This is a genomic window from Geomicrobium sp. JCM 19038 (assembly GCF_000698125.1).
Taxonomy (GTDB): Bacteria; Bacillota; Bacilli; order Bacillales; family Marinococcaceae; genus Geomicrobium_A.
The window spans coordinates 64,784-85,421 of sequence record NZ_BAXA01000009.1; the positions used below are offsets into that span (position 1 = coordinate 64,784).

The following is a 20,638-nucleotide window of genomic DNA, read 5'->3' on the forward strand; positions in this document are numbered from 1 at the left end:
GGAATATTAAGTGCCTTCAGATGGCAATTAGTTTAGAAGGAATACTTTTTGTGTTTATTGGCGTCTTTGTAGGAACATTTATTGGACTTATGCCAGGGTTAGGTCCAATTAGTGCCATTGCCATCATGATTCCGATGACGTATAACATGGATCCAACCATTGCTCTTGTCATGATGGCAGGCGTTTATTACGGAGCGATCTTCGGTGGGTCGACGTCCTCTATTCTCCTAAATGCTCCTGGGGTTGCCGGAACCGTTGCAACATCTTTTGATGGGTATCCTATGGCGCAACAAGGGAAAGCAGGGAAAGCACTTGCTATTGCAGCTATTGCAGCATTTATTGGGGGAACAGTAAGTGTTGTATTCCTCATGTTATTCGCACCTGTTTTATCAAGTGTTGCGATTCAGTTCGGACCTCCAGAATACTTTGCACTCATGTTACTCGGACTGACTGCGATTGCAAGCTTATCTTCAGGATCAACGATTAAAGCTCTCATGTCTGCGTTACTCGGAATTATGGTCGTAACCATCGGTATTGATGCGCAAACGGGTACAGTTCGATTTACGTTTGGGAGTGCTAATTTATTGGAAGGCATCGATTTCTTAGTGATTGCATTAGGGATCTTTGCGCTTGCGGAAGTTTGTGCGTTAATTATTAACCGCCAGAAGACAACCTTTAATGCGAAGACGATTGGTAGTCTGAAAATAACGAAAGAGGACTTTAAAGAAATGGTTGGACCGATGAGTCGTCAATCTGTTTTAGGTTTTATCATCGGTGTTTTACCTGGTGCTGGTGCAACAATTGCTTCGTTTATCGGTTATACGACGGAAAAGCGATTCGCAAAAAATCCCGATGAATTTGGTAAAGGTTCCATTAAAGGATTAACAGCTCCAGAAACGGCGAATAATGCAGCAACGAGTGGTGCATTTGTGCCGTTACTTAGTCTCGGTATCCCAGGTTCGGGAACGACTGCGGTCATGTTAGGGGCTTTACTCGTATTGAATGTACAGCCAGGTCCATTACTCATGACAGAGAATCCCACGCTATTCTGGGGTGTCATAATGAGTATGTACATCGGGAATATATTCTTATTAATTCTGAACTTACCCCTTATCCCGTACATTTCAAAAATCTTAGCGATCCCAAGACCGATGCTGATCTCATTGGTTGTCGTGTTCTGTATCATTGGGGTATATTCAATTAGTTTTAGTATCTTTGATTTATACGTATTGCTGGCTTTTGGGGTGATTGGCTATTTAATGAGAATGTTCCAATTCCCCGCAGCGCCGTTTATTCTTGCGTTTATCCTAGGTGGAATGCTCGAGCAATCATTCCGACAAGCGATGACGATTTCAGGTAATGATGTCTCGATCTTTATCTCAAATCCATTGTCAGCTACGTTACTTGCTTTGGCTGCAGTCTCATTCTTGTTCCCTCTTTGGCAAAGTTATCGGAAAAAGAAGAAGAACAATCAATCATTGTCTATGTAAGAGTAAGTAGACAAAGTCATCTTACTCATTCAGTGTTGCGTGTGTAATTACACTATGTAGTCCAAATGCGTTGTCGTGTCTGAGACGTCTATAGGAGTCGTTAGCCTGAAGAGCAGAAGTCATTTATTCGTTGTTAGTACTTAGACAATACGTGACAGTTTCTTAGCAACCCGAGAACTTCTACATGCAGAAGATCTCGGGTTGTTTAAATTTGAAGAATTCTACATTTGTAACCAATGCTTAAGCTTTTGTTGACCTTCTGTTGAGGCTAGTGAAGTAATCTAGCGATAACAACTAATTTGTATCGTTTGGAGGTCATAGCATTGAATTCAACCAAGCAGCACCACATCCTCGCTCATCCGTTTGCGTTAGATTTAGTGAATGCATCTGAAAATGAAGCTAGTGAGAAAGAACAACGAACGTACACGACGTTTTTAACGTCAATTGGATATGTAGTTGGGGTTGTAAATGTGCATATTGAAATGGTTCCGTTACAAGAAGAAAACAGTGAGGTATCCATGATGATCAATGAGGAGAAAACTTATTCTTTGCCTTCATACATAGAGGCAATTCAGTCAATTGCTCACCCAGGTAAAAAAGAAGACGTTGCGATCTATTTGTCAGATGTGCGCATTTACCCAAACCTACAAGTAGAACATTCTTATAAGTTAACGCATGTAACACTGTATACTGATCAAATTATTGGAGTCATACCTGGCGATTTTGGACAATAAAATTTTACGTAGTACTTAAAAAAAAGCAGATTCCACTCTGCTTTTTTAGTTTGTCATCAAAGTATTTTGTGGTATGGTTTGTTTTGCATCTAGGATATTGAATGGGATCAACGATGAATTGAAACTCTAAATGTAATTCTTAATAGATCGAAAAGGAGGCCACCACAGTGAATAAAGGAGAACTTAAGCAACTTGTAGATAACCATCGGCTATTCATTCAAGAAGAATCAATTCAGATAAATGAATCAGGTGTTGATTTTCAAGTTGCGCATGCGAAAGATACTGATGGAGAGCCGTGGATTATTCGCATTCCTCGTAGAAAAGAGTCTATGAGAAATGCAAAAGTGGAAAAGCAAGCACTTGATGTGTTGGAGCGCACGGTGAATTTCCAAGTACCAACTTGGTCTGTTTTTTCAGAAGAAGTTATTGCATACAAGCAATTAAAGGGATCTCCTGCGGCAACAATTGACCTTGAGCAGCTAGGTTACAAGTGGAGCTTTGATGAGAAGAATGTGCCGAAAGAATACATTCAGTCACTTGGGTCAGTGATGGCAAATCTACACACTGTAGAACCGAAGGAATTTAGAGACATTCCTATGCAAACCTTAACTGCTAATGAATTAAAGGTTTCAATGAAACAGCGCATGGAGCGAGTGAATGAGGCGTATAACATTCATCCTGATTTGTGGGAGCGATGGCAGACGTGGTTAGAAAAAGACAATTGGCCATCCTTCGTCGGAGTAAAGCATGGAGATTTGCACCCAGCTCACATACTCCTAAATGACGAGCATCGCGTAACCGGACTCATTGATTGGACAGAAATAGGAATTGGTGACAGTTCCGTAGATTTTATGTCTCATTTATTGCTCTTTGGTGACGAAGGGCTAAAGAAATTAATCGCTGCATACGATAATGCCGGTGGAAGGACATGGTCCGGGATGGAAGATCATATTAAAGAATTGTTATCAACGAGTGCCATTACCGTTGCTGAATATGCACAAGTGTCCGGATTACAAGACATGCATGAAACAGCAAAAACTATGCTCTCTCAACGAGGAGAGAGTTAAACTTTGTAATTAATGAATTGATGGTTGCTCATCGTTTTTATAATCTCTAAGTAACTGTCAATGTCTTAACATACTCCACTTCAGAGAAGAATGTCTAATAACTTTCAAGGGGTAGTAATAGGGTTAAGCTACCCCTTAAGCTACATAAGCTAGGTTTTTAATTTTTGAAATTTTTATGGGAACATGATCTATTATGAAGATGTTAGAGAGTTTGGTGAGTGGTAACATCAAGTTTACATAGGTCCGAGTACGAGGTGGAATAGGTATACTCCAGTATACATTTATTCCCAAATAGATTATTGAAGATAAATTGTTAATGGTCCACGTCCGGCATACTTGCGAAATTAAAAAACCTGCTAAATGGATGGTTATTGAGGCAATCCGTCGTACGCGTTACCGTTTTTTGAATGAAACTTCTTTTCATGCTTGTTCGTATACAATAAAAGCAGATTACGAAACGTGTTAAAGAGGAGGGTGCTGATTAATGTTTCGCTTTATTCGTCGACGAAAACATTTGAATAAGATTAAGAAAGTGAAAGAAGGAGACGGTCATTTATTAAAGTCGTATCGATTCTGGCACATCCTTACACGTTCCGTATTTTATTTAAAGTTAAAAAATGAGCAAGATGAAAAATTAATCTATGCCATTAATTACAGTTATTGGGCGGATGACTATGAGGTTGACCTCTATTTGAATGGCAAGCACGCGGCTTCGTCGAAATTGCCTGCAACATTTCCAGTCTATGGCGGTGTCATCGAGATGGCAATTGGTTCATATGGGTTTAGTCGCGCTCATTATGTTCCGAATCATGGAGAACCCTATCCGTTGCTTCCAGACCGACAGTCCGTTAGAGGGCTTCGCCTAAGATTTCATAATCGTTTCAAGAAAATAAGTACTGTTATCGGAATTATCGCTGCACTCACGTTACTCGCCTCCGTGTTCCTTAGCCTTCCACAGTTAATTGAATACCTATCACAAATCCCTTGGGTTGAAGAGAATATTGGAACTTTTGTTTCACCAGTATCTTTACCGGGTTGGGCAAACGTAACGCTCATTACTGCAGGAATTCTAGCTGCAACTGAAAGGGCGCTTATGTTACGAAGTCATTGGTTAATAGATATGGAAACAAGTTATTGGGATCATTAACAATGAAGACAGTTAAATACTATCCCGAGCTGTTGATAAACATAGAAGTGTTAGATAAGTGCTAAAGCAGATAAAGTAATTTATGTGAGGAAGCTTGTCGCGATCGTAATTGCAATACTAGTCGGTGATCACTACATCATCGCGTATATGTTGGAATTTTCCTACCTTAGTCAAGCAAAATTACTATAATCCCAACATAAAGAAGCTAAATCACCACATAAACGTAACTATGCTAGGATTTTGCTTCTAGAAATTAAGCTAAATGATGAAAATCCTCGCAGACACGAGCAGGGCTGTGCAACCTTTAAACTATGAAAGAAAGCGTTGGTTCACAAAACCAACGCTTTCTTTTCTATTCCTCTTTATATGCACTAAAACGTAGTCGTACGTAATCGGCGTACCATTGTTCACCGTCACGTAATGCAGGCTCTGCAAATTGAATGGTTCGCTCGAGCACTTCTTCACGTACTTCAGCATCAAGAGGCTGTAGCAATGGATCTGCGAAGTTCTGCATCCATGTCTTTAGCCCCTCCGCGCCACCTTGTAGTGGAGTTGGACGTTTGAAGTATGTAGCATTTTCTACGATAAAACCGTGTTTTTCGAGCAACGTCGTGTATTCACCAAGACTTGGGAAGTACCATGGGAAAATCGCTGGCATCGGCTCTTGACCGATCTCTACAAAGGCCATATTTACAGCAGCAATGATCGTTGCAATGTTATCGTTTGCACCCATCTCACCGACAAATCGGCCACCTGGTTTCAGTGATTTTGAGACCGCTTTCAACACGGGTTCAGGTTCAGTCATCCAATGAAGTGCAGCGTTAGAGAAGACAGCGTCTACTCGCTCATCAACTTTAAAGTCTTTCGCATCAATAACTTCGAACGAGAGCTCAGGAAACTTTCCTCGTGCGGTTTTAATCATCGATTCAGAAGAATCAATGCCATGAACGGTTGCCCCTGACTTCGCAATTCGAGCAGCCAATTCCCCAGTTCCACATCCTAAATCAACGATGTGATCCCCTTGTTTTGGTGCGAGCCAATCATCAAGCAAGCTTTTGCCGTATTGTGAGACATAAGATGCCGTATCATCGTAAAGGGAAGGATCCCATTCTTTTGCAGTCATGAGTAGTAAACTCCTTTCTTTAATTCTTAAGTATATGGAAAAAAAGTCGAAAAGCCAATAGGAATGGTACAATGAAATCCGACAAAATGTTACAACTTGGAGGTATTCATGGCAGAAACACTCATTCCTTTAGACGTTGAGCATGCGAAAGGCATCATCCAACTCTCTCGGGCAGTCGGTTGGTCTTTTGATCTGGCTGATGCAAAAACACTTCTATCAGCCGGTCATGCATTTGGGGTCATCGATGACAAAAACGAGTTAATTGCTACGGCGACAGCAATTCATTACGATCATAGACTTGCATCATTAGGTATGGTCATCGTTCATCCGAACCATCAGAAAAAGAGTCTAGGTAAACGGGTAACGAAGGCATGCCTACAATCGTTACAAATTAATCAATCGATGATTTGTGTGGCAACCGAAGCGGGATTTCCACTATACAAAAAATTAGGCTTTGAACCTTTGCACACGATATATAAGTATACGACGAATCATGTTATGGCACCAAAAGAGCGAATTTTTCGTTCCTTCAAAGAAGAAGATATTAAACCAATGATAGAACTTGATGCAATAGCAACGGGTTCAAACCGCAGCCATTTTCTAAAGAAACGTTTTAAGCAGGCCGAAAAAGTACTGGTGAAGTATGACGCTAACGGCCAAATGATTGCTTACGGTGCAGCAATTCAAGGGGAGCATATGCGCGTAATCGGCCCCATTGTCGCCAAAACACAACAAGACTTCTGCTTGCTCTCGCAAGAGCTTGCAGTGGATGCAAAAACGCCGATGCGAATCGATGTTCCGACCGACCGTTACCACGATGAACTAGTAACGATTGGTTTTACAATCGACGCGACACCGTGGATGATGGGATATGGTCGTAGTGATTCACCGTACGAAGAAAACTATCATTATGCATTAGCCGCTCAAGCTTACGGGTAATAAATCACTCGTCCACCTCATAGAGTCTAGTAATAGTATAGAGGAGGGCGATTGAGTGAAGCGTGAGAATTCGTTCTTTCAATGGTTACTTTGCATGGCACTAGCAGTGGCGCTTCTATATATGCCAGTTCAGCTTTTGCGACGGCGCAAAAGAGGCAATGCTAGAGACGAATATCCAAGAAGAAACGCAGTGGCAGACGTTTCAATATCAATATTTGGGTAAAGGACAATTATATCGAAATGGAAATCACTCATTCTATCTAGCGAACAACTACGCGGGTTACTACTTGATCAGCGTGCAGCAAGATGGACATACGATTGAACGGGTAACCCCAATTGGTGCAGACCGTTCTATGATTAAACGAGAAGTTGAGCGATACAACATTTCCCAATGAGAGCTTACGGTTTATTTTTGAAATAAATTTCTGTATGATAATATAGATTGGCTATTTTTATAGAAAGGAGGGGTATGTGATGAAAAGAGATAAAGCAGTTGTTGTTTTTAGTGGTGGACAAGATAGCACGACGTGTTTGTTTTGGGCACTAGAACGATTTGAAACGGTCTATGCCGTCACATTCTCTTATGGGCAACGTCACAGTCAAGAAGTTGAGGTGGCGAAATCAATTGCAAATGATGTTGGTGTTGAGCATCATGTGCTAGATATGGATTTACTCAATCAACTTGCGCCTAACGCACTTACGCGTTCAGATATTGAAGTGACAGACGGAGGCGAAGGTGAGCTTCCTAGTACGTTTGTTCCTGGCAGAAACCTGCTCTTTTTGACGTTCGCAACGATTTTTGGTCAGCAACGAGGTGCGTTCGACATTATCACAGGTGTGTGTGAGACTGATACAGTGGGTATCCAGATTGCCGTGATGGTTTTGTGAAATCACTAAACGTAACGCTCAATCTTGCGATTGACAACACATTCGTTATTCATACTCCTCTCATGTGGCTGGATAAAGAAGCAACATGGAAGTTAGCAGATGATCTTGGAAAGTTGGATTACGTACGTGAACGCACGTTAACGTGCTACCACGGCGTTCAAGGCAATGGCTGCGGCGAATGTCCAGCATGTGAGTTACGAATGCAAGGATTACAAAAGTACCTCGATCATAAGGGTAGGGATGACTAATGCTCCAACAATTTTACCCACAAGTACACCATGACTATCGGTATGAACTCAACAAGGACATGCATTTTGCTGCTGCACATTTTATTGATGATGAGCGAGCAGGTGTATGTAAAGAAATGCACGGTCATACGTATTTCGTGAACATTACCGTTGCAGGTGATGACCTTGATGATACGGGCTTTTTAATTAATTTTAAATCACTAAAAAAACAAGTGCATGGTCGTTTTGATCATACACTCTTAAATACACATCCAGAGTTTCCAGAAGGGATTCCAACGACTGAAGTCGTTGCGAAAGTGATCTGGGAGCTTGTTGATGAATTGTTATCACAAGAAAAGCATCGTCCTTATTGTTTACAAGTAATCGTTCGTGAAACGCCTACGAGCTATGCGATCTACAGGCCAAAGCGAGGCGAACATCGATGAAAATACCAGTACTTGAAGTATTTGGACCAACGGTTCAAGGCGAAGGCATGGTTGCAGGTCAAAAGACGATGTTCGTACGTACGGGAGGCTGTGATTACAGTTGTTCGTGGTGTGATTCGGCATTTACGTGGGACGGAAGCCAAAAGGCGGATGCTCTGACACCGGAAACAATTGTGGCAAAGTTGCAAGAGATCGGTGGCGATCGCTTTAATCACGTAACCATCTCAGGTGGAAATCCCGCACTTCATAAAGGGATTGGTGAACTCGTTCAGCTACTGAAAGCGCAAGACCTTGGAACTGCGGTTGAAACACAAGGTAGTTTTTGGCAAGAGTGGTTACGAGAGATTGACGATGTTACGATTTCCCCAAAGCCTCCGAGCAGTAAGATGATTACGGATTGGGAGAAACTCGATTATTTTTGTGAACAGCTTCAATCAAGACCATCGGGTAGTCAGTCGTTAAAAGTCGTCATTTTCAATGAAGGCGACTTGGCTTACGCGAAAAAAGTGCATGCACGTTATCCGAATATGGCATTTTATTTGCAAGTCGGCAATGACGACTTAGAAGAAGGAACACCGAATCGTTTACGTGATCACCTTTTGGAGCGCTATGAATGGCTTGTTGATACTGTAATGGAAGACAAAGAATTAAATAACGTCCGTGTCTTACCTCAAATTCATACGCTGATTTGGGGCAACAAGCAAGGCGTTTAAGGAAAGGGATATGATTGATGGTTGGTAGAGGAAAAGAAGACTTACCAGAGATTACACAGCTTGGTAATCAAGGTACGAAGTATTCGTTTGAATACGACCCAGGGGTTTTAGAGACGTTTGAGAACAATCACCCAACGAGAGACTATTTCGTTAAATTCAATACCCCGGAATTTACGACACTTTGTCCAATTACTGGACAACCAGATTTTGCAACGGTGTACATTAGCTACATTCCGGATGTGAAAATGGTAGAAAGTAAATCACTAAAGCTTTATCTATTTAGCTTCCGTAACCACGGTGATTTTCATGAAGATGCGATGAATATTATCGTAAATGACCTCGTGGAATTAATGGATCCTAGATACATTGAAGTGTGGGGTAAGTTTACACCTCGTGGCGGAATTTCCATTGACCCGTACGTAAATTACGGTAAGCCAGGGACGAAATACGAAAAAATGGCAGAGCAACGACTGCTCTACCATGACATGTATCCAGAAACGATTACAAATCGTTAAAAAAACCGCTAAACAGCGGTTTTCAGAGTGTCGAAAAAGTGCTGTTCTTATATAAATGAAGTAGAGAGTTAATGAACTTGTAGATTTTAAAGTATTAAAGTTTTACATTTTACTTTTGTTTTTACAAACTCAATATGCTGTATAAAAGCGGCTGTCGTGGCGAAGACGCCCGCGGCAAGTGTAGCCACAGAAGCGCTTACTCATTCACGAGTACACTTTTGGTCCGTTTAAGTTTCTCAACAGCCTGAAAACCGCTAAACAGCGGTTTTTTATTTGCGATTTTCGATGCCGATTAATTCACTAACCGTCACAAATTCATACCCCTGAGATTGCAACTCTGGAATGATCGTTTGCAATGCTTCTGGTGAATTCACCGTCAAATCAGGGCTATCGACGCCATCGTGCAATAAAATAATACTGCCAGCTGTTGTGTCAGCGATGACTCGTTCACTGACTTCATCAGCAGGGATCTCTTGCCAATCATTGGGGTCCACATCCCATCCAATCGCCACGTTGTTCATCTCTCCGAGCCGTACAACTTCTTCTTCTGAAATACTACCAAATGGTGGACGGAAGAGACGTGGTCGAAAACCGACGATATTCTCAATGACAGCATCTGCTTGATTAATTTCTTGTTCCATCTCATCAACAGTAAGGTCAGCGAGATTTGGGTGGGAATAAGTATGATTGGCAATGTCATGCCCTTCATCAACGATGCGTCTTACATAATTAGGGTTTGCTTCTGCTCGTTGCCCGAGTACGAAGAACGTTGCAGGTACATCAAATTCCTCTAATGCGTTCAGCACCGTGTCCGTAAACCGAGGATCAGGTCCATCATCAAATGTCAATGCGATCTGGTTTGTCGCATCATTTCCTCGAACAAATACTAGTTCAGGATATTGATCAGCAAGTCCTGGCAACGAACCGACTTGTCTTGCATCCATTGAATCAACAAATACCGAAAGAGCAATGAGTAATGTACAAAGAAAACTAAGTGTAAATCGTTTAATCACGAGTGTCATCCTTTCTTTTCCTTTCATAGTGTCACCTTACAATGAAATTTCATACGAGAAAAAAAGTAGATAAATCAGGCTGGTGTAAGTTTTGTCTGACATGTCTTTCAGAACATTGACTGTTTTTCTGAAAATAATGCTTGCATTAGCAAATAACCCATAGTAAAGTAACACTATCAACTACATATAGAATCTTATGAAGAGAGGTAGAGGGACTGGCCCTATGACACCTCAGCAACCCCACGTTAGTGGAAGGTGCTAATTCCATCAGAACGATTGTTCTGAGAGATAAGAACGGATACTACTCTCTTTTCTCTTAGAAAAGGGAGTTTTTTGTTCTTGTGAATTTCATATATTCTAATAACAACTAGAAGGTGGATGAGCATGGATAAGAGTAAAGTGAAATTCGGAGTGTTGGCGTCAGTTGCGGTCGTATTAGCCGCATGTTCTTCAGAGCAACAGATGAGCTTAGCAGTTCGGGAGCGAATAATGAAGGTGAATTAGCAGTAGGAGACGAGCTTATTGTTGCCGTAGCCAATGATGCGATTAGTCTTGACCCTCATGGTTCGAACGATACCGCTTCAACACATATTCGAACGAATATTTATGATAAGCTCGTGAATCACGATGAGAACATCGAATTACAACCTGAGCTTGCTGAAAGTTTTGAACAGATTGATGATTTGACATGGGAATTCGTCTTACGTGAAGATGTGACATTTACCGATGGTGAACCATTTAATGCTGAAGCTGTAAAAATTAATCTAGAGCGTGTGATTGACCCTGAAGTTGCTTCACCAAAAGCGTTTATGTACGACATGATTGATGAAATTGAAGTTGTGGATGAGTATACAGTTCATGTGACGACCGAGTATCCCTTTGCACCGTTTGCAATGAACCTCACTCACGACGGTGGTGGAATGATCAGTCCAAAGGCGATTGAAGAACACGATAATGGTGAACGCAACTTAGAGCTTGAACCAGTTGGGACTGGAAGCTTTCAGTTAGATGAATGGAACCAAGGCGAATCGGTGCGTCTCGTTCGTAACGATGAGTATTGGGGAGAGCTTCCTGAGATTGAAGCATCCACGTACAAAATTGTTCCAGACCAGTCCACTCGAATTGCGATGTTAAACAATAATGAAGCACACGTCATTGATGAAATTGAGCCTGTCAATACATCCCAAATCGAAACGATGGACCATGCTGATGTTGAAACGGTCGAAAGTACAAGATTGAACTTTATTATCTTAAATAATGATGTGGAACCGTTTGATCAAGTTGAAGTTCGCCAAGCCATTGCGAAAGCTGTTGATACAGACACGATTGTAGAAGGAATTTATGAAGGATATGGTCGTGCGGCTGACGGGCCAATTCCTCCTGGTGTCTTCGGTCATACGGATGATTTAGATAAAAATGATTATGATCTTGAAGAAGCACAAGAATTGCTTGCTTCTGCAGGATATGAAGACGGGTTTAGTACTACGCTTTACGTACGTGACAACGACCAAATCAACATTCAAACTGCGGAATACATTCAAGATCAACTAGGACAAATTGGAATTGATATTTCCATTGAACAGCGTGAGTGGAGTGCGCTTCTAAGTGCAATGGGTGAGGGAGAACACGAAATGGCGATTGCGGGTTGGACGACTGTGACAGGTGATGCTGACAATGCAACATACTCCGTTTTCCATTCTGATAACCAAGGTGCAAATGGGAACCGTTCGTTTTTTGATCACGAAGAAGCAGATCGTCTGTTAGATGAGGCACGAGAAGAAAGTGACCCTGAAGCGCGTGAACAGTATTATGCTGAATTCCAACAAATCGTCTTAGATGAGTCACCGTTAGTGTTTATTGCCAATGATCCATTCCGCGTTGGCATTCATGAAAATGTGGAAGGATTCATTCCATTGCCGATTGGTGTATTTGATATAAGTCAAGTTCGTCTTCAAACAGATCAATAATTAAGATCATGCGAAGAACAAGGAGATCGTGTCCTTGTTCTTTTTTATTGCTAAATCTGGCGAAAGTTTGGTGGAATGTGGGAATCGTGTTGGATAAAGGGGGCTTGTTATCAGAATGATGACATTGATATTTCAAAAGGATTTCGCAAATGTGGTAAAGCCTATAGCATCTTCAAAAAACGTCAGAAAGGGTAGGCGAGTCGATTTTCAGTTGCTATGATGTACTCAGCTAACAAGGAAAGCCAAGCCGTTAGCAATAACGATCCTCATAAAATAGGAGTGTTAAACAATGAATAAGAAACTTCTTTACGGAGCTCTATCAGCAATTTTCTCAGTAGGACTACTAGCAGCATGTGGTGAAGATGCACCAGAAGAAGATCCGGGCATGGACACTGAAGCACCTGCTGAACCAGCACCTGGTGAAGAAGAAGACGGCCTTGAAGATGGTGGCCTCGAAGATGATGGACTTGAAGACGACGGTCTAGAAGATGATGGACTTGAAGACGAAGATCCACTAGGTGAAGAAGACGAAGATCCACTTGGCGAAGAAGATGAAGACCCACTTGGTGAAGAAGACGAAGATGGCGACTTATAATAAATAAAGGACTCTACTGTCCAAAACAAGAAGCGTAAGGAAAATCATCCTAGATTTTCCTTGCGTTTTTTTATGTATCAAGTACTTATTTTTTAATTTATTCCATTCATTTAACGGCTATAGGACATATTATACAAAAGTATGAAGCATCGTTGAGGATTGCTGACAATGGGTATGAGGAAGTCCTCTTATTAGACAGAATGATCGGTTTAATGGTAATACCGCCCTAGACGAGGTTTGTGGATTGGAGATGATCGTGATAACTTTTATGAATGACTTTAGTTGCATAACAACAGGAGGGTTTTAACGAATGAAAAAATTCGCAATGATGAGTGCATTTCTAAGCACTGCTGTCATACTTACTGCTTGTGGAAACGGAAGTGAGGACGAAGAATCAACGGCAAGTCTCGGTGAGCAAGTAGAATATGAAATTATCGGGATCGATCCCGGTTCTGTCATGATGGATACGACAGAAGAAGCACTTGTTCATTATGGCTTGGATGACTGGACGCTTACGAGCAGTTCTGAAGGTGCGATGGTTGCAGCACTTGATACCGCTTACCAGAATGAGGATCCTATTATTATTACGGCTTGGCAACCGCATTGGAAGTTTAATGCGTATGAATTAAAGTTCTTGAAGATCCAGAAGGTGTCGTAACGGTAGAAAATGACGTTCATACTTTAGTTCGTAATGGCTTAGAGGACGACCTTCCTGATGTTTTTCAGTTTTTAGATCAGTTTCAATTTGAATTAGATGAACAACAAGAAGTAATGGCATTGATGGACATTGAAGAGATGAGTGCATACGATGCTGCCCGTGAATGGCTTGAAGACCACCCAGAACGAGTTGAAGAATGGACAGACGGTGTTGGCGAAGGTGATGGAGAAGAAGTTCGATTTGTACTCGAAGCTTGGTCTGATGCACAAGCAGCAACGAACATGGCCGCTGTTATGCTCGAAGATCTTGGTTATACTCCGCATTTAAATGAAGTAGCGGTTAATATGATGTATGCAGGATTAGCTACAGACTCGGCAGACGCACTTCTTGCTTCATGGATGCCGAACCAAACGCCACTCTTTGAAGAATTCGATGGTGATTTTGTAGATCTTGGTCCAAATTCTGTCGGTGCAGTCACAGGGGTTGCGGTTCCGAAGTATATGGATATCGATTCATTTGAAGAACTTCAAGATGAATAGTCATCGATCACGGGTTAGTGCCTCATCCGGTCAACGTATTTGACCGGATGAGGCACTATCTTTTTTTAACATCGAATGTTCAAATGTGCAATACATAAAATTGCCAATGAGGGATACTCTACCCATATTGACTAATAGTGAGGTGTAGAGGTTGGCTATTATTGAATCTGTCGCTACGGCATTGCCAAAACATCCAGTTTCACAAGATCAAATTGCATCACTTGTGCGCGGAGTATTCAAAGATAAATACAGTGATATTGACCGTCTTTTACGTGTGTTTAATAACGGAGATATTGAAGAGAGACAATTCGTCATGCCCCTTGAGTGGTATCAACAACCCCACTCTTTCGGTGACAAAAACAACGAGTTCATTGAACGTGCGGTGGAATTAGGTGCTGAAGCGGTGACGAATTGTTTGCATAAAGCCGAAGTACGTTCAGATGAAGTGGATGCGTTTATTTGTGTGACTAGTACAGGGATTGCAACTCCAACCCTTGACGCGCGAATTATGAATCGACTGAATATGAACATGCATACGAAACGTATACCGATTTGGGGCTTAGGGTGTGCAGGTGGTGCAGCTGGATTATCAAGGGGATTCGAATATTGCCGTGCATTCCCCAATGCTCGCGTCCTCGTTCTATGCATTGAGTTGTGTAGTTTAACCTTTCAAACAGGTGATGTTTCAAAAAGCAACCTTGTTGGAACATCTCTATTCTCTGATGGGGTCGCTTGTGCATTATTGCATGGGACAGACGTCTCGTCTAAGCAAAAATTTATGCCAGTCATTACCGATACACAATCTACGCTTATGCCTGATTCTGAACGTGTGATGGGGTGGGATGTGGAAGACGACGGATTGCATGTTGTTTTCTCCAGAGATATTCCGACGATTGTTTCTTCTTGGCTTGATGACAATGTGATTCATTTTCTAAATTCAATAGGAAAGTCAAAAGATGACATTACACATTTTATTGCCCATCCTGGAGGGAAGAAAGTTCTGACGGCTTATGAAGATGCGTTGAAATTACCAGATGGCAAAACGAACCCTGCAAGAGACGTATTACGAGCTCATGGGAATATGTCTTCTCCGACAGTTCTTTACGTATTGAAATCCATTTTAGAAGGGAACACCGCACCTCTCGATGAAGGCATTATAACCGCGTTAGGACCAGGATTTAGTTCAGAATTATTGTGGGTGGAATGGAGTGAACACGCATGATTTTATTTTTAATTATCATTACGTGGGTCATCTTTCAGAGAATCGTCGAGTTGTACGTTGCCAAAGTGAATGAGCGACACGTGAAAGGTCTCGGAGCGATTGAGTATGGGGCGAGACACTATCCGTACATGGTCGGCATGCACGTCCTCTTTTTTGTGACATTAATTAGTGAAGTCATCTGGACAGGTTTTCAAACTTCCCCAGTTTGGCAACCGTTATTACTCGTATTTCTAGGTGTCCAAGCATTGCGCCTTTGGGCTCTGATGACACTCGGACGTTTTTGGAACACGAAGATTCTCGTATTACCTGATGGACAACGTGTCGCCGAAGGACCTTATCGCTTTATGAAACATCCGAACTATGTGGTAGTCATTTTAGAAATTGTGCTGTTACCGCTGATTTTCCAAGCCTATGTCACAGCGGCTATTTTTTCTGTTGCCAATTTCTTATTTCTTTATTTTATACGCATTCCTAAAGAGGAAGAAGCATTGCGTCATTACCAAAAATAAATGTCGAAAACTGCGATTTTTTACGTCTTCTAAAGGAAGAACAATCATGTTATATTTTGGCGGAAGTCTTAAGTTACGAGTACAGGGGGATCGCCGCCATTGTTTAACGAGCTCATGGAACATATGTGGAGTGTTGTTCTTCTCATTTTTCTCATTAACATCGTTATGTAACTCTTTTGACGTTACGGTTGATCTTGACGCTTAAAGGTTTAAAGATGCTAGCTGCACTCGCAGGTATGTTTGAAATCATTGTTTATGTAACTGGGCTTGGAATCGTGTTAGACAATATGACCTCTGTGTTTCACATTGTCGCATACGCATTAGGATATGGAATCGGTGTAATTATCGGTATAAAAATCGAAGAGAAACTGGCGCTCGGTTACATTACTGTCAATGTCATTACGAAAGAATACGAGCCAGATATTCCGAATTATCTGCGAGATAAAGGGTATGGTGTAACGAACTGGGTGGCGTACGGACGTGAAGGAGAGCGACTCATGATGGAGATCTTAACTTCTCGTCGAAGTGAAAAGGCACTTTATGATACAGTGAAGTTATTGGACCCAAAAGCATTTATTATATCCCACGAACCGAAAGCGTTTTTCGGCGGGTTCTGGGTGAAAGGATTACGTAGATAAGATGGCTCGTAAGAAAACATTTGAAGTCGAAGAAAATGAAACGATTAGCGACTGTTTAGTACGAATCGACGGTGAAGGATATCGCCCCGTTCGTCGAATGGAGAAACCGATCTTTACTGAAGACAGCAACAAGAATGTCACGGTAAAAGAACAAAGAATTGTTTTTGAAGCAGTGTTGAAAGAATAACCTTCTCCCAGTCGAGAAGGTTATTTAGATTCTGTTAAGAAACTTATACGTACTTACAATGAGTAAAGCGACTTCTGAGGCTACGCTTGCCGCGGGCGTTGCTTCAGCTAACAATAAAAGAAGTTCAACAGTCATTGCTTTTAGCAAGGGTGTCGAACCAACCTGCTTTGCAGCCGCCGCATGCGTCTTCGCCACAAAAGCCACTTTTTCATACAATACTTATTTGCAAAAGCAATATATCCAGTGTATCCATTTTGAATTTCCATGTTAGTAGAAGGAGACGCTTTTCTAAACTTTGATAATCACCTTCTCCAAGTGGAGAGGATTATTATCATTTTCAAATGTACTAAATCCGTAAAAAAAGTTAATTATGGATTAGATTGTTCGGAAAAGTTCAGTTAAAATGAGGTGCGACTTTTGGTATACTTGTCATACAACTAGATAAAGAGGTGGGAAGTCATGCAGAATGTCATGGCAAAATTAAGAAAACAACCGTTTATCGTACAAATGATCATTCTCGTCCCCGCATCGATCCTTGGCGCTGTATTGTTTATGACCATCTATGAATGGTTAGTAGCCGCACTGCAATCTTAGTAAAACGCAGATATACACTAATGACTGTTTGAATTTGCGGATGGTTACGAGAAATAGGTATATGATTGATGAGAAGTTGCTCTCAAATGAGGTTTCTGAATACAGGGATAGTTATGATTTCATGGTGATGATTAAGTAATCGCTATGATAAATGGAAAATAGCGTGCAAGAACAAATCCATACATAGTCAATATCCGAACGTTTTATTATTAAAAGATATAAATATTCGACTTTACATTGACAATTAATCTTACACATACTACGATAGAAGAAGAGAAAGGCATTTCATTGATCCTTCAAAAGATACCTCATATAAATTCGAGAATATGGCTCGAAAGTTTCTACCTAGCTACCGTAAACAGCTGGACTATGAGGAGACGATTTTTTTGTTGTGCTTATGGATGTGACATAAGTTCAACACGTCTTCTCCCGGTGCTCGGATGAACATGACAGCGGGCTCTTTGATATGCCTATAGATAGGAGCGTACAGAATGACTGTTGAAGTTGGCGTAATAATGGGAAGTACCTCAGATGAACCGACAATGATTCATGCTATTCAAGTGTTGGAAGAATTACAAATCCCATATGAGAAGCGAATTGTTTCGGCTCACCGAACGCCAGACTATATGTTTGACTATGCAGCAACAGCAAGAGAACGTGGCCTTAAAGTGATTATTGCTGGAGCAGGAGGAGCGGCTCATTTACCAGGGATGGTCGCTGCAAAAACAACATTACCTGTCATTGGAGTGCCTGTACAATCTAAAGCGTTAAGTGGATGGGACTCACTATTATCGATCGTACAAATGCCAAAAGGCGTACCAGTTGCAACGGTCGCAATTGGAACTGCAGGAGCAGAAAACGCAGGACTTTTGGCTGCGCAAATGCTGAGTGTATTTAGTGAAGAGCTTGCACACAAACTAGATGCAAGAAGAGAAGCGAAGAAAAACGAGGTGCTTTCACATCAGGAGGCGGACGTATGATTATTCCTGGCCAAACAATCGGATTTTAGGTGGCGGACAACTCGGTCGAATGATGGCACTTGAAGCAAAAGCGATGGGCTTTAAAGTTGCTGTGTTAGAACCATCAGCCAACTCGCCAACAGCTCAAGTCGCAGACGTTGAAGTTATCGGTGCTTATCACGATCCAGAAGCTGTTCAGAAGTTAGCGGATCAAAGCGATGTCGTTACGTTTGAATTTGAGAATGTCGATGCGACAACAGCTACGATCCTCCAAGAAGCAGGTAAACTACCTCAAGGTACAGCGTTGCTAAAAACGACGCAACACCGCTTACGAGAAAAAGAAGCGTTAGAAAAAGCTGGCTTAACCGTCGCTCCTTACCGAGCTGTTTCTTCTATTGAAGAGTTACGTGCTGCAATTGATCTTCTCGGGACACCCGCTGTGTTAAAAACCTGTCGTGGTGGCTATGACGGAAAAGGACAATATGTCATTCAGTCAAAGGAAGAAAGTGCAAAGGCATTTCACGAGCTTAATCGCGAAGGCGTTGAGCTTGTTCTCGAAGGCTTTGTTTCCTTTGAAAAAGAAATTAGTGTGATTGTGACAAGAAATGCCAAAGGCGAGCTTCAAACGTTCCCAGTCGCAGAGAACGTCCATGAAGCCAACATATTAAAACGTACAATCGTGCCAGCGCAAATTAGTGCAGAGGCAGAGGCGCATGCCATTCAAATGGCTGAAACGTTTGCAAAGAGCATTGACTTAATCGGTACGCTCGCGGTCGAGATGTTCTACACATCAGCTGGTGAAATCTATGTAAATGAACTTGCACCGAGACCCCATAACTCAGGGCATTATACGATGAACAGTTGCAACGTCTCTCAATTTGGGCAGCATGTACGGGCGATTTGTGATTGGCCACTCGTTGAACCGAAACTTTATCATCCAGTAATTATGGATAATATCCTCGGTGAACATGTTGAGAAAACACTTGAAGCATTCCACAGTTCACGAACGCATTTCTCCATTTATATGGAAAGAGTGAAGTGAGAATTGGACGGAAAATGGGTCACGTGAATAGTGTTGGAAAAACAATTGAAGAAGCAATAGATACATCCAAACAATTAAACATACGAACGCATGCAATGGAGGCAGCAAGATGATTGAACGTTATACAAGAGAAGAAATGGGAAGCATTTGGACAGAGCAAAATCGTTTTCAAGCGTGGTTAGAAGTTGAAATCGCAGCATGTGAAGCATGGGCAGAACTTGGTGACATTCCAAAAGAAGATGTTGAGAAGATTCGCGCGCATGCATCGTTTGATGTGAATCGCATTCATGAAATTGAGGCAAGTACACGCCATGATGTTGTTGCCTTTACACGTGCGGTGTCAGAAACTCTTGGTGAAGAGCGCAAATGGGTGCACTACGGTCTAACATCAACGGACGTTGTCGACACAGCGTTGTCGTACTTATTAAAACAAGCAAATGATATTCTTCGTCGTGACCTTGAACGATTTATTGACGTGTTAGGACGGAAAGCCAACGAACACCGCTATACGCTCATGATGGGACGAACACATGGTGTACATGCAGAGCCGACGACCTTCGGTTTGAAGCTTGCACTTTGGTACGCAGAAATGAAGCGTAACTTAGAGCGTTTTGATCAAGCATCAGAAAGTGTTCGAGTTGGAAAAATGTCTGGAGCTGTAGGGACATTCGCGAATATTCCACCAGAAATTGAAGCACACGTATGTGAGCGCCTAGGCTTAGACGTTGCACCAATTTCAACACAAACGTTACAACGCGATCGTCATGCGCACTACGTTTCAACTCTTGCGCTCATTGCGACGAGCATTGAGAAGATGGCAGTAGAAATCCGCAACCTCCAAAAAACAGAAACTCGTGAAGTTGAAGAGTTTTTCGCAAAAGGTCAAAAAGGATCTTCAGCAATGCCTCATAAGCGTAATCCGGTTGGATCAGAGAATATGACCGGCTTAGCACGTGTAATTAGAGGACATGTGACGACAGCATTTGAAAACATGCCACTGTGGCATGAGCGCGACATTTCCCACTCTTCAGCAGAGAGAATTATCTTGCCAGACAGCACGGTTCTTTTAAATTACATGTTAAATCGCTTTACGAAAATCGTAGATGAACTAACGGTATATCCTGAGAACATGAAAGAGAACATGGAGAAAACGTTCGGTCTCATTTATTCTCAGCGCGTACTTTTAACCTTGATTGACAAGGGAATGGCTCGTGAAGAAGCGTACGACCTTGTGCAACCAAAAGCGATGGAAGCTTGGGAAACGAAAGTGCCATTCAGAACGCTCGTAGAAGCGGAACCGAAGATTACCGAAGTGTTAACACAAGCCGATTTGGATGGATGCTTTGATGAAAAGCATCATATGAAAAATGTTGATGTACTGTTTGAACGTGTCGGTCTTTAATACAAGATAAGTCTGGAGGGAAAC

Annotated in this window: 21 protein-coding genes, 4 pseudogenes and 2 riboswitches; of the genes and pseudogenes, 22 read left to right on the top strand and 3 right to left on the bottom strand. The window is 41.8% G+C overall.

The window, feature by feature from the left end:
• The first annotated feature begins 20 nt into the window (after window positions 1-20).
• From JCM19038_RS12365 to JCM19038_RS12380, 4 genes are all read left to right on the top strand, one after another.
• Window positions 21-1,490, top strand: a complete 1,470-nt coding sequence (locus tag JCM19038_RS12365) for a tripartite tricarboxylate transporter permease (protein WP_042418410.1) — start codon at window positions 21-23, stop codon at window positions 1,488-1,490.
• Window positions 1,491-1,813: 323 nt separating this feature from the next.
• Window positions 1,814-2,224: a hypothetical protein gene (locus JCM19038_RS12370; protein ID WP_042418412.1), complete on the top strand. Its 411-nt coding sequence runs from the start codon at window positions 1,814-1,816 to the stop codon at window positions 2,222-2,224.
• A gap of 167 nt (window positions 2,225-2,391) precedes the next feature.
• Window positions 2,392-3,291 (top strand): macrolide 2'-phosphotransferase, encoded by a 900-nt coding sequence (locus JCM19038_RS12375; RefSeq protein WP_042418416.1) that lies wholly within the window; start codon window positions 2,392-2,394, stop codon window positions 3,289-3,291.
• Window positions 3,292-3,775: 484 nt separating this feature from the next.
• Window positions 3,776-4,438, top strand: a complete 663-nt coding sequence (locus tag JCM19038_RS12380; protein ID WP_042418419.1) for a hypothetical protein — start codon at window positions 3,776-3,778, stop codon at window positions 4,436-4,438.
• 352 nt (window positions 4,439-4,790) lie between these two features.
• Here JCM19038_RS12380 and JCM19038_RS12385 read toward each other — a convergent pair whose 3' ends face one another.
• On the bottom strand, window positions 4,791-5,561 hold the full coding sequence (locus tag JCM19038_RS12385; RefSeq protein ID WP_042358987.1) for a class I SAM-dependent methyltransferase: 771 nt from the start codon (window positions 5,559-5,561) through the stop codon (window positions 4,791-4,793).
• Between the two features lie 108 nt (window positions 5,562-5,669).
• Here JCM19038_RS12385 and JCM19038_RS12390 point away from each other — a divergent pair, with 108 nt between their 5' ends.
• The 6 genes and pseudogenes from JCM19038_RS12390 to queF all read left to right on the top strand — a co-directional run bounded on the left by JCM19038_RS12390 (window position 5,670) and on the right by queF (window position 9,289).
• Window positions 5,670-6,500, top strand: coding sequence for a GNAT family N-acetyltransferase (locus JCM19038_RS12390; protein ID WP_042418422.1), 831 nt, complete (start codon window positions 5,670-5,672; stop codon window positions 6,498-6,500).
• Window positions 6,501-6,658: 158 nt separating this feature from the next.
• The gene (locus JCM19038_RS12395) at window positions 6,659-6,895 is read left to right on the top strand and encodes a hypothetical protein (protein ID WP_042418425.1); all 237 of its coding nucleotides are present in this window, start codon (window positions 6,659-6,661) and stop codon (window positions 6,893-6,895) included.
• Between the two features lie 79 nt (window positions 6,896-6,974).
• A pseudogene (gene queC / locus JCM19038_RS12400) lies at window positions 6,975-7,636 on the top strand (7-cyano-7-deazaguanine synthase QueC).
• Window positions 7,636-8,061, top strand: a complete 426-nt coding sequence (gene queD, locus JCM19038_RS12405; protein ID WP_042358980.1) for a 6-carboxytetrahydropterin synthase QueD — start codon at window positions 7,636-7,638, stop codon at window positions 8,059-8,061. The pseudogene queC and the gene queD overlap by 1 nt, the downstream one beginning before the upstream one ends.
• Complete coding sequence (queE, locus tag JCM19038_RS12410; RefSeq protein WP_042418429.1) at window positions 8,058-8,774, top strand: 7-carboxy-7-deazaguanine synthase QueE; 717 nt, start codon at window positions 8,058-8,060, stop codon at window positions 8,772-8,774. The genes queD and queE overlap by 4 nt, the downstream gene beginning before the upstream one ends.
• A 17-nt stretch (window positions 8,775-8,791) precedes the next feature.
• On the top strand, window positions 8,792-9,289 hold the full coding sequence (gene queF, locus JCM19038_RS12415) for a preQ(1) synthase (RefSeq protein WP_042418432.1): 498 nt from the start codon (window positions 8,792-8,794) through the stop codon (window positions 9,287-9,289).
• A 269-nt stretch (window positions 9,290-9,558) separates the two neighbouring features.
• Here the strand turns inward: queF and JCM19038_RS12420 are convergent, their stop codons facing one another.
• Entirely contained in the window at window positions 9,559-10,302 is a 744-nt protein-coding gene (locus JCM19038_RS12420) for a polysaccharide deacetylase family protein (protein WP_193745122.1), read from the bottom strand.
• A gap of 191 nt (window positions 10,303-10,493) precedes the next feature.
• Window positions 10,494-10,597, top strand: a riboswitch (SAM riboswitch).
• A 148-nt stretch (window positions 10,598-10,745) separates the two neighbouring features.
• Here JCM19038_RS12420 and JCM19038_RS12425 point away from each other — a divergent pair.
• The 8 genes and pseudogenes from JCM19038_RS12425 to JCM19038_RS12455 all read left to right on the top strand — a co-directional run bounded on the left by JCM19038_RS12425 (window position 10,746) and on the right by JCM19038_RS12455 (window position 16,617).
• Window positions 10,746-12,269 carry a glutathione ABC transporter substrate-binding protein gene (locus JCM19038_RS12425; protein ID WP_052361581.1) on the top strand — a complete coding sequence of 508 codons (1,524 nt, stop codon included), beginning with the start codon at window positions 10,746-10,748 and terminating at the stop codon, window positions 12,267-12,269.
• A 289-nt stretch (window positions 12,270-12,558) separates the two neighbouring features.
• The gene (locus JCM19038_RS12430) at window positions 12,559-12,864 is read left to right on the top strand and encodes a hypothetical protein (RefSeq protein WP_052361582.1); all 306 of its coding nucleotides are present in this window, start codon (window positions 12,559-12,561) and stop codon (window positions 12,862-12,864) included.
• 460 nt (window positions 12,865-13,324) lie between these two features.
• Window positions 13,325-13,635: pseudogene (locus tag JCM19038_RS25510) on the top strand (glycine betaine ABC transporter substrate-binding protein); the annotation flags it as partial.
• Between the two features lie 9 nt (window positions 13,636-13,644).
• The gene (locus JCM19038_RS20950; RefSeq protein WP_052361585.1) at window positions 13,645-14,061 is read left to right on the top strand and encodes a glycine betaine ABC transporter substrate-binding protein; all 417 of its coding nucleotides are present in this window, start codon (window positions 13,645-13,647) and stop codon (window positions 14,059-14,061) included.
• Between the two features lie 151 nt (window positions 14,062-14,212).
• Window positions 14,213-15,283 (top strand): type III polyketide synthase, encoded by a 1,071-nt coding sequence (locus tag JCM19038_RS12440; RefSeq protein ID WP_042418435.1) that lies wholly within the window; start codon window positions 14,213-14,215, stop codon window positions 15,281-15,283.
• Window positions 15,280-15,792 (top strand): isoprenylcysteine carboxyl methyltransferase family protein, encoded by a 513-nt coding sequence (locus JCM19038_RS12445; RefSeq protein WP_042418439.1) that lies wholly within the window; start codon window positions 15,280-15,282, stop codon window positions 15,790-15,792. The genes JCM19038_RS12440 and JCM19038_RS12445 overlap by 4 nt, the downstream gene beginning before the upstream one ends.
• Before the next feature lie 114 nt (window positions 15,793-15,906).
• Window positions 15,907-16,430: pseudogene (locus JCM19038_RS12450) on the top strand (DUF2179 domain-containing protein).
• Window position 16,431: 1 nt separating this feature from the next.
• Window positions 16,432-16,617: an NETI motif-containing protein gene (locus tag JCM19038_RS12455; protein ID WP_042418441.1), complete on the top strand. Its 186-nt coding sequence runs from the start codon at window positions 16,432-16,434 to the stop codon at window positions 16,615-16,617.
• A 24-nt stretch (window positions 16,618-16,641) separates the two neighbouring features.
• On the opposite strand, the gene JCM19038_RS22875 is transcribed toward JCM19038_RS12455, so the two are convergent.
• Complete coding sequence (locus JCM19038_RS22875) at window positions 16,642-16,812, bottom strand: hypothetical protein (RefSeq protein ID WP_193745124.1); 171 nt, start codon at window positions 16,810-16,812, stop codon at window positions 16,642-16,644.
• 264 nt (window positions 16,813-17,076) lie between these two features.
• On the opposite strand from JCM19038_RS22875, the gene JCM19038_RS24495 reads away from it, so the two are divergent.
• The 4 genes and pseudogenes from JCM19038_RS24495 to purB all read left to right on the top strand — a co-directional run bounded on the left by JCM19038_RS24495 (window position 17,077) and on the right by purB (window position 20,614).
• Window positions 17,077-17,211, top strand: a complete 135-nt coding sequence (locus JCM19038_RS24495) for a hypothetical protein (RefSeq protein WP_255343377.1) — start codon at window positions 17,077-17,079, stop codon at window positions 17,209-17,211.
• A gap of 288 nt (window positions 17,212-17,499) precedes the next feature.
• Window positions 17,500-17,601, top strand: a riboswitch (purine riboswitch).
• 101 nt (window positions 17,602-17,702) lie between these two features.
• The gene (gene purE / locus JCM19038_RS12460) at window positions 17,703-18,191 is read left to right on the top strand and encodes a 5-(carboxyamino)imidazole ribonucleotide mutase (RefSeq protein ID WP_042358972.1); all 489 of its coding nucleotides are present in this window, start codon (window positions 17,703-17,705) and stop codon (window positions 18,189-18,191) included.
• A pseudogene (gene purK, locus JCM19038_RS12465) lies at window positions 18,188-19,325 on the top strand (5-(carboxyamino)imidazole ribonucleotide synthase). Before purE ends, purK begins: the two are co-directional and overlap by 4 nt.
• On the top strand, window positions 19,322-20,614 hold the full coding sequence (purB, locus tag JCM19038_RS12470; protein ID WP_042418444.1) for an adenylosuccinate lyase: 1,293 nt from the start codon (window positions 19,322-19,324) through the stop codon (window positions 20,612-20,614). The pseudogene purK and the gene purB overlap by 4 nt, the downstream one beginning before the upstream one ends.
• The last annotated feature ends 24 nt before the right edge of the window (window positions 20,615-20,638 follow it).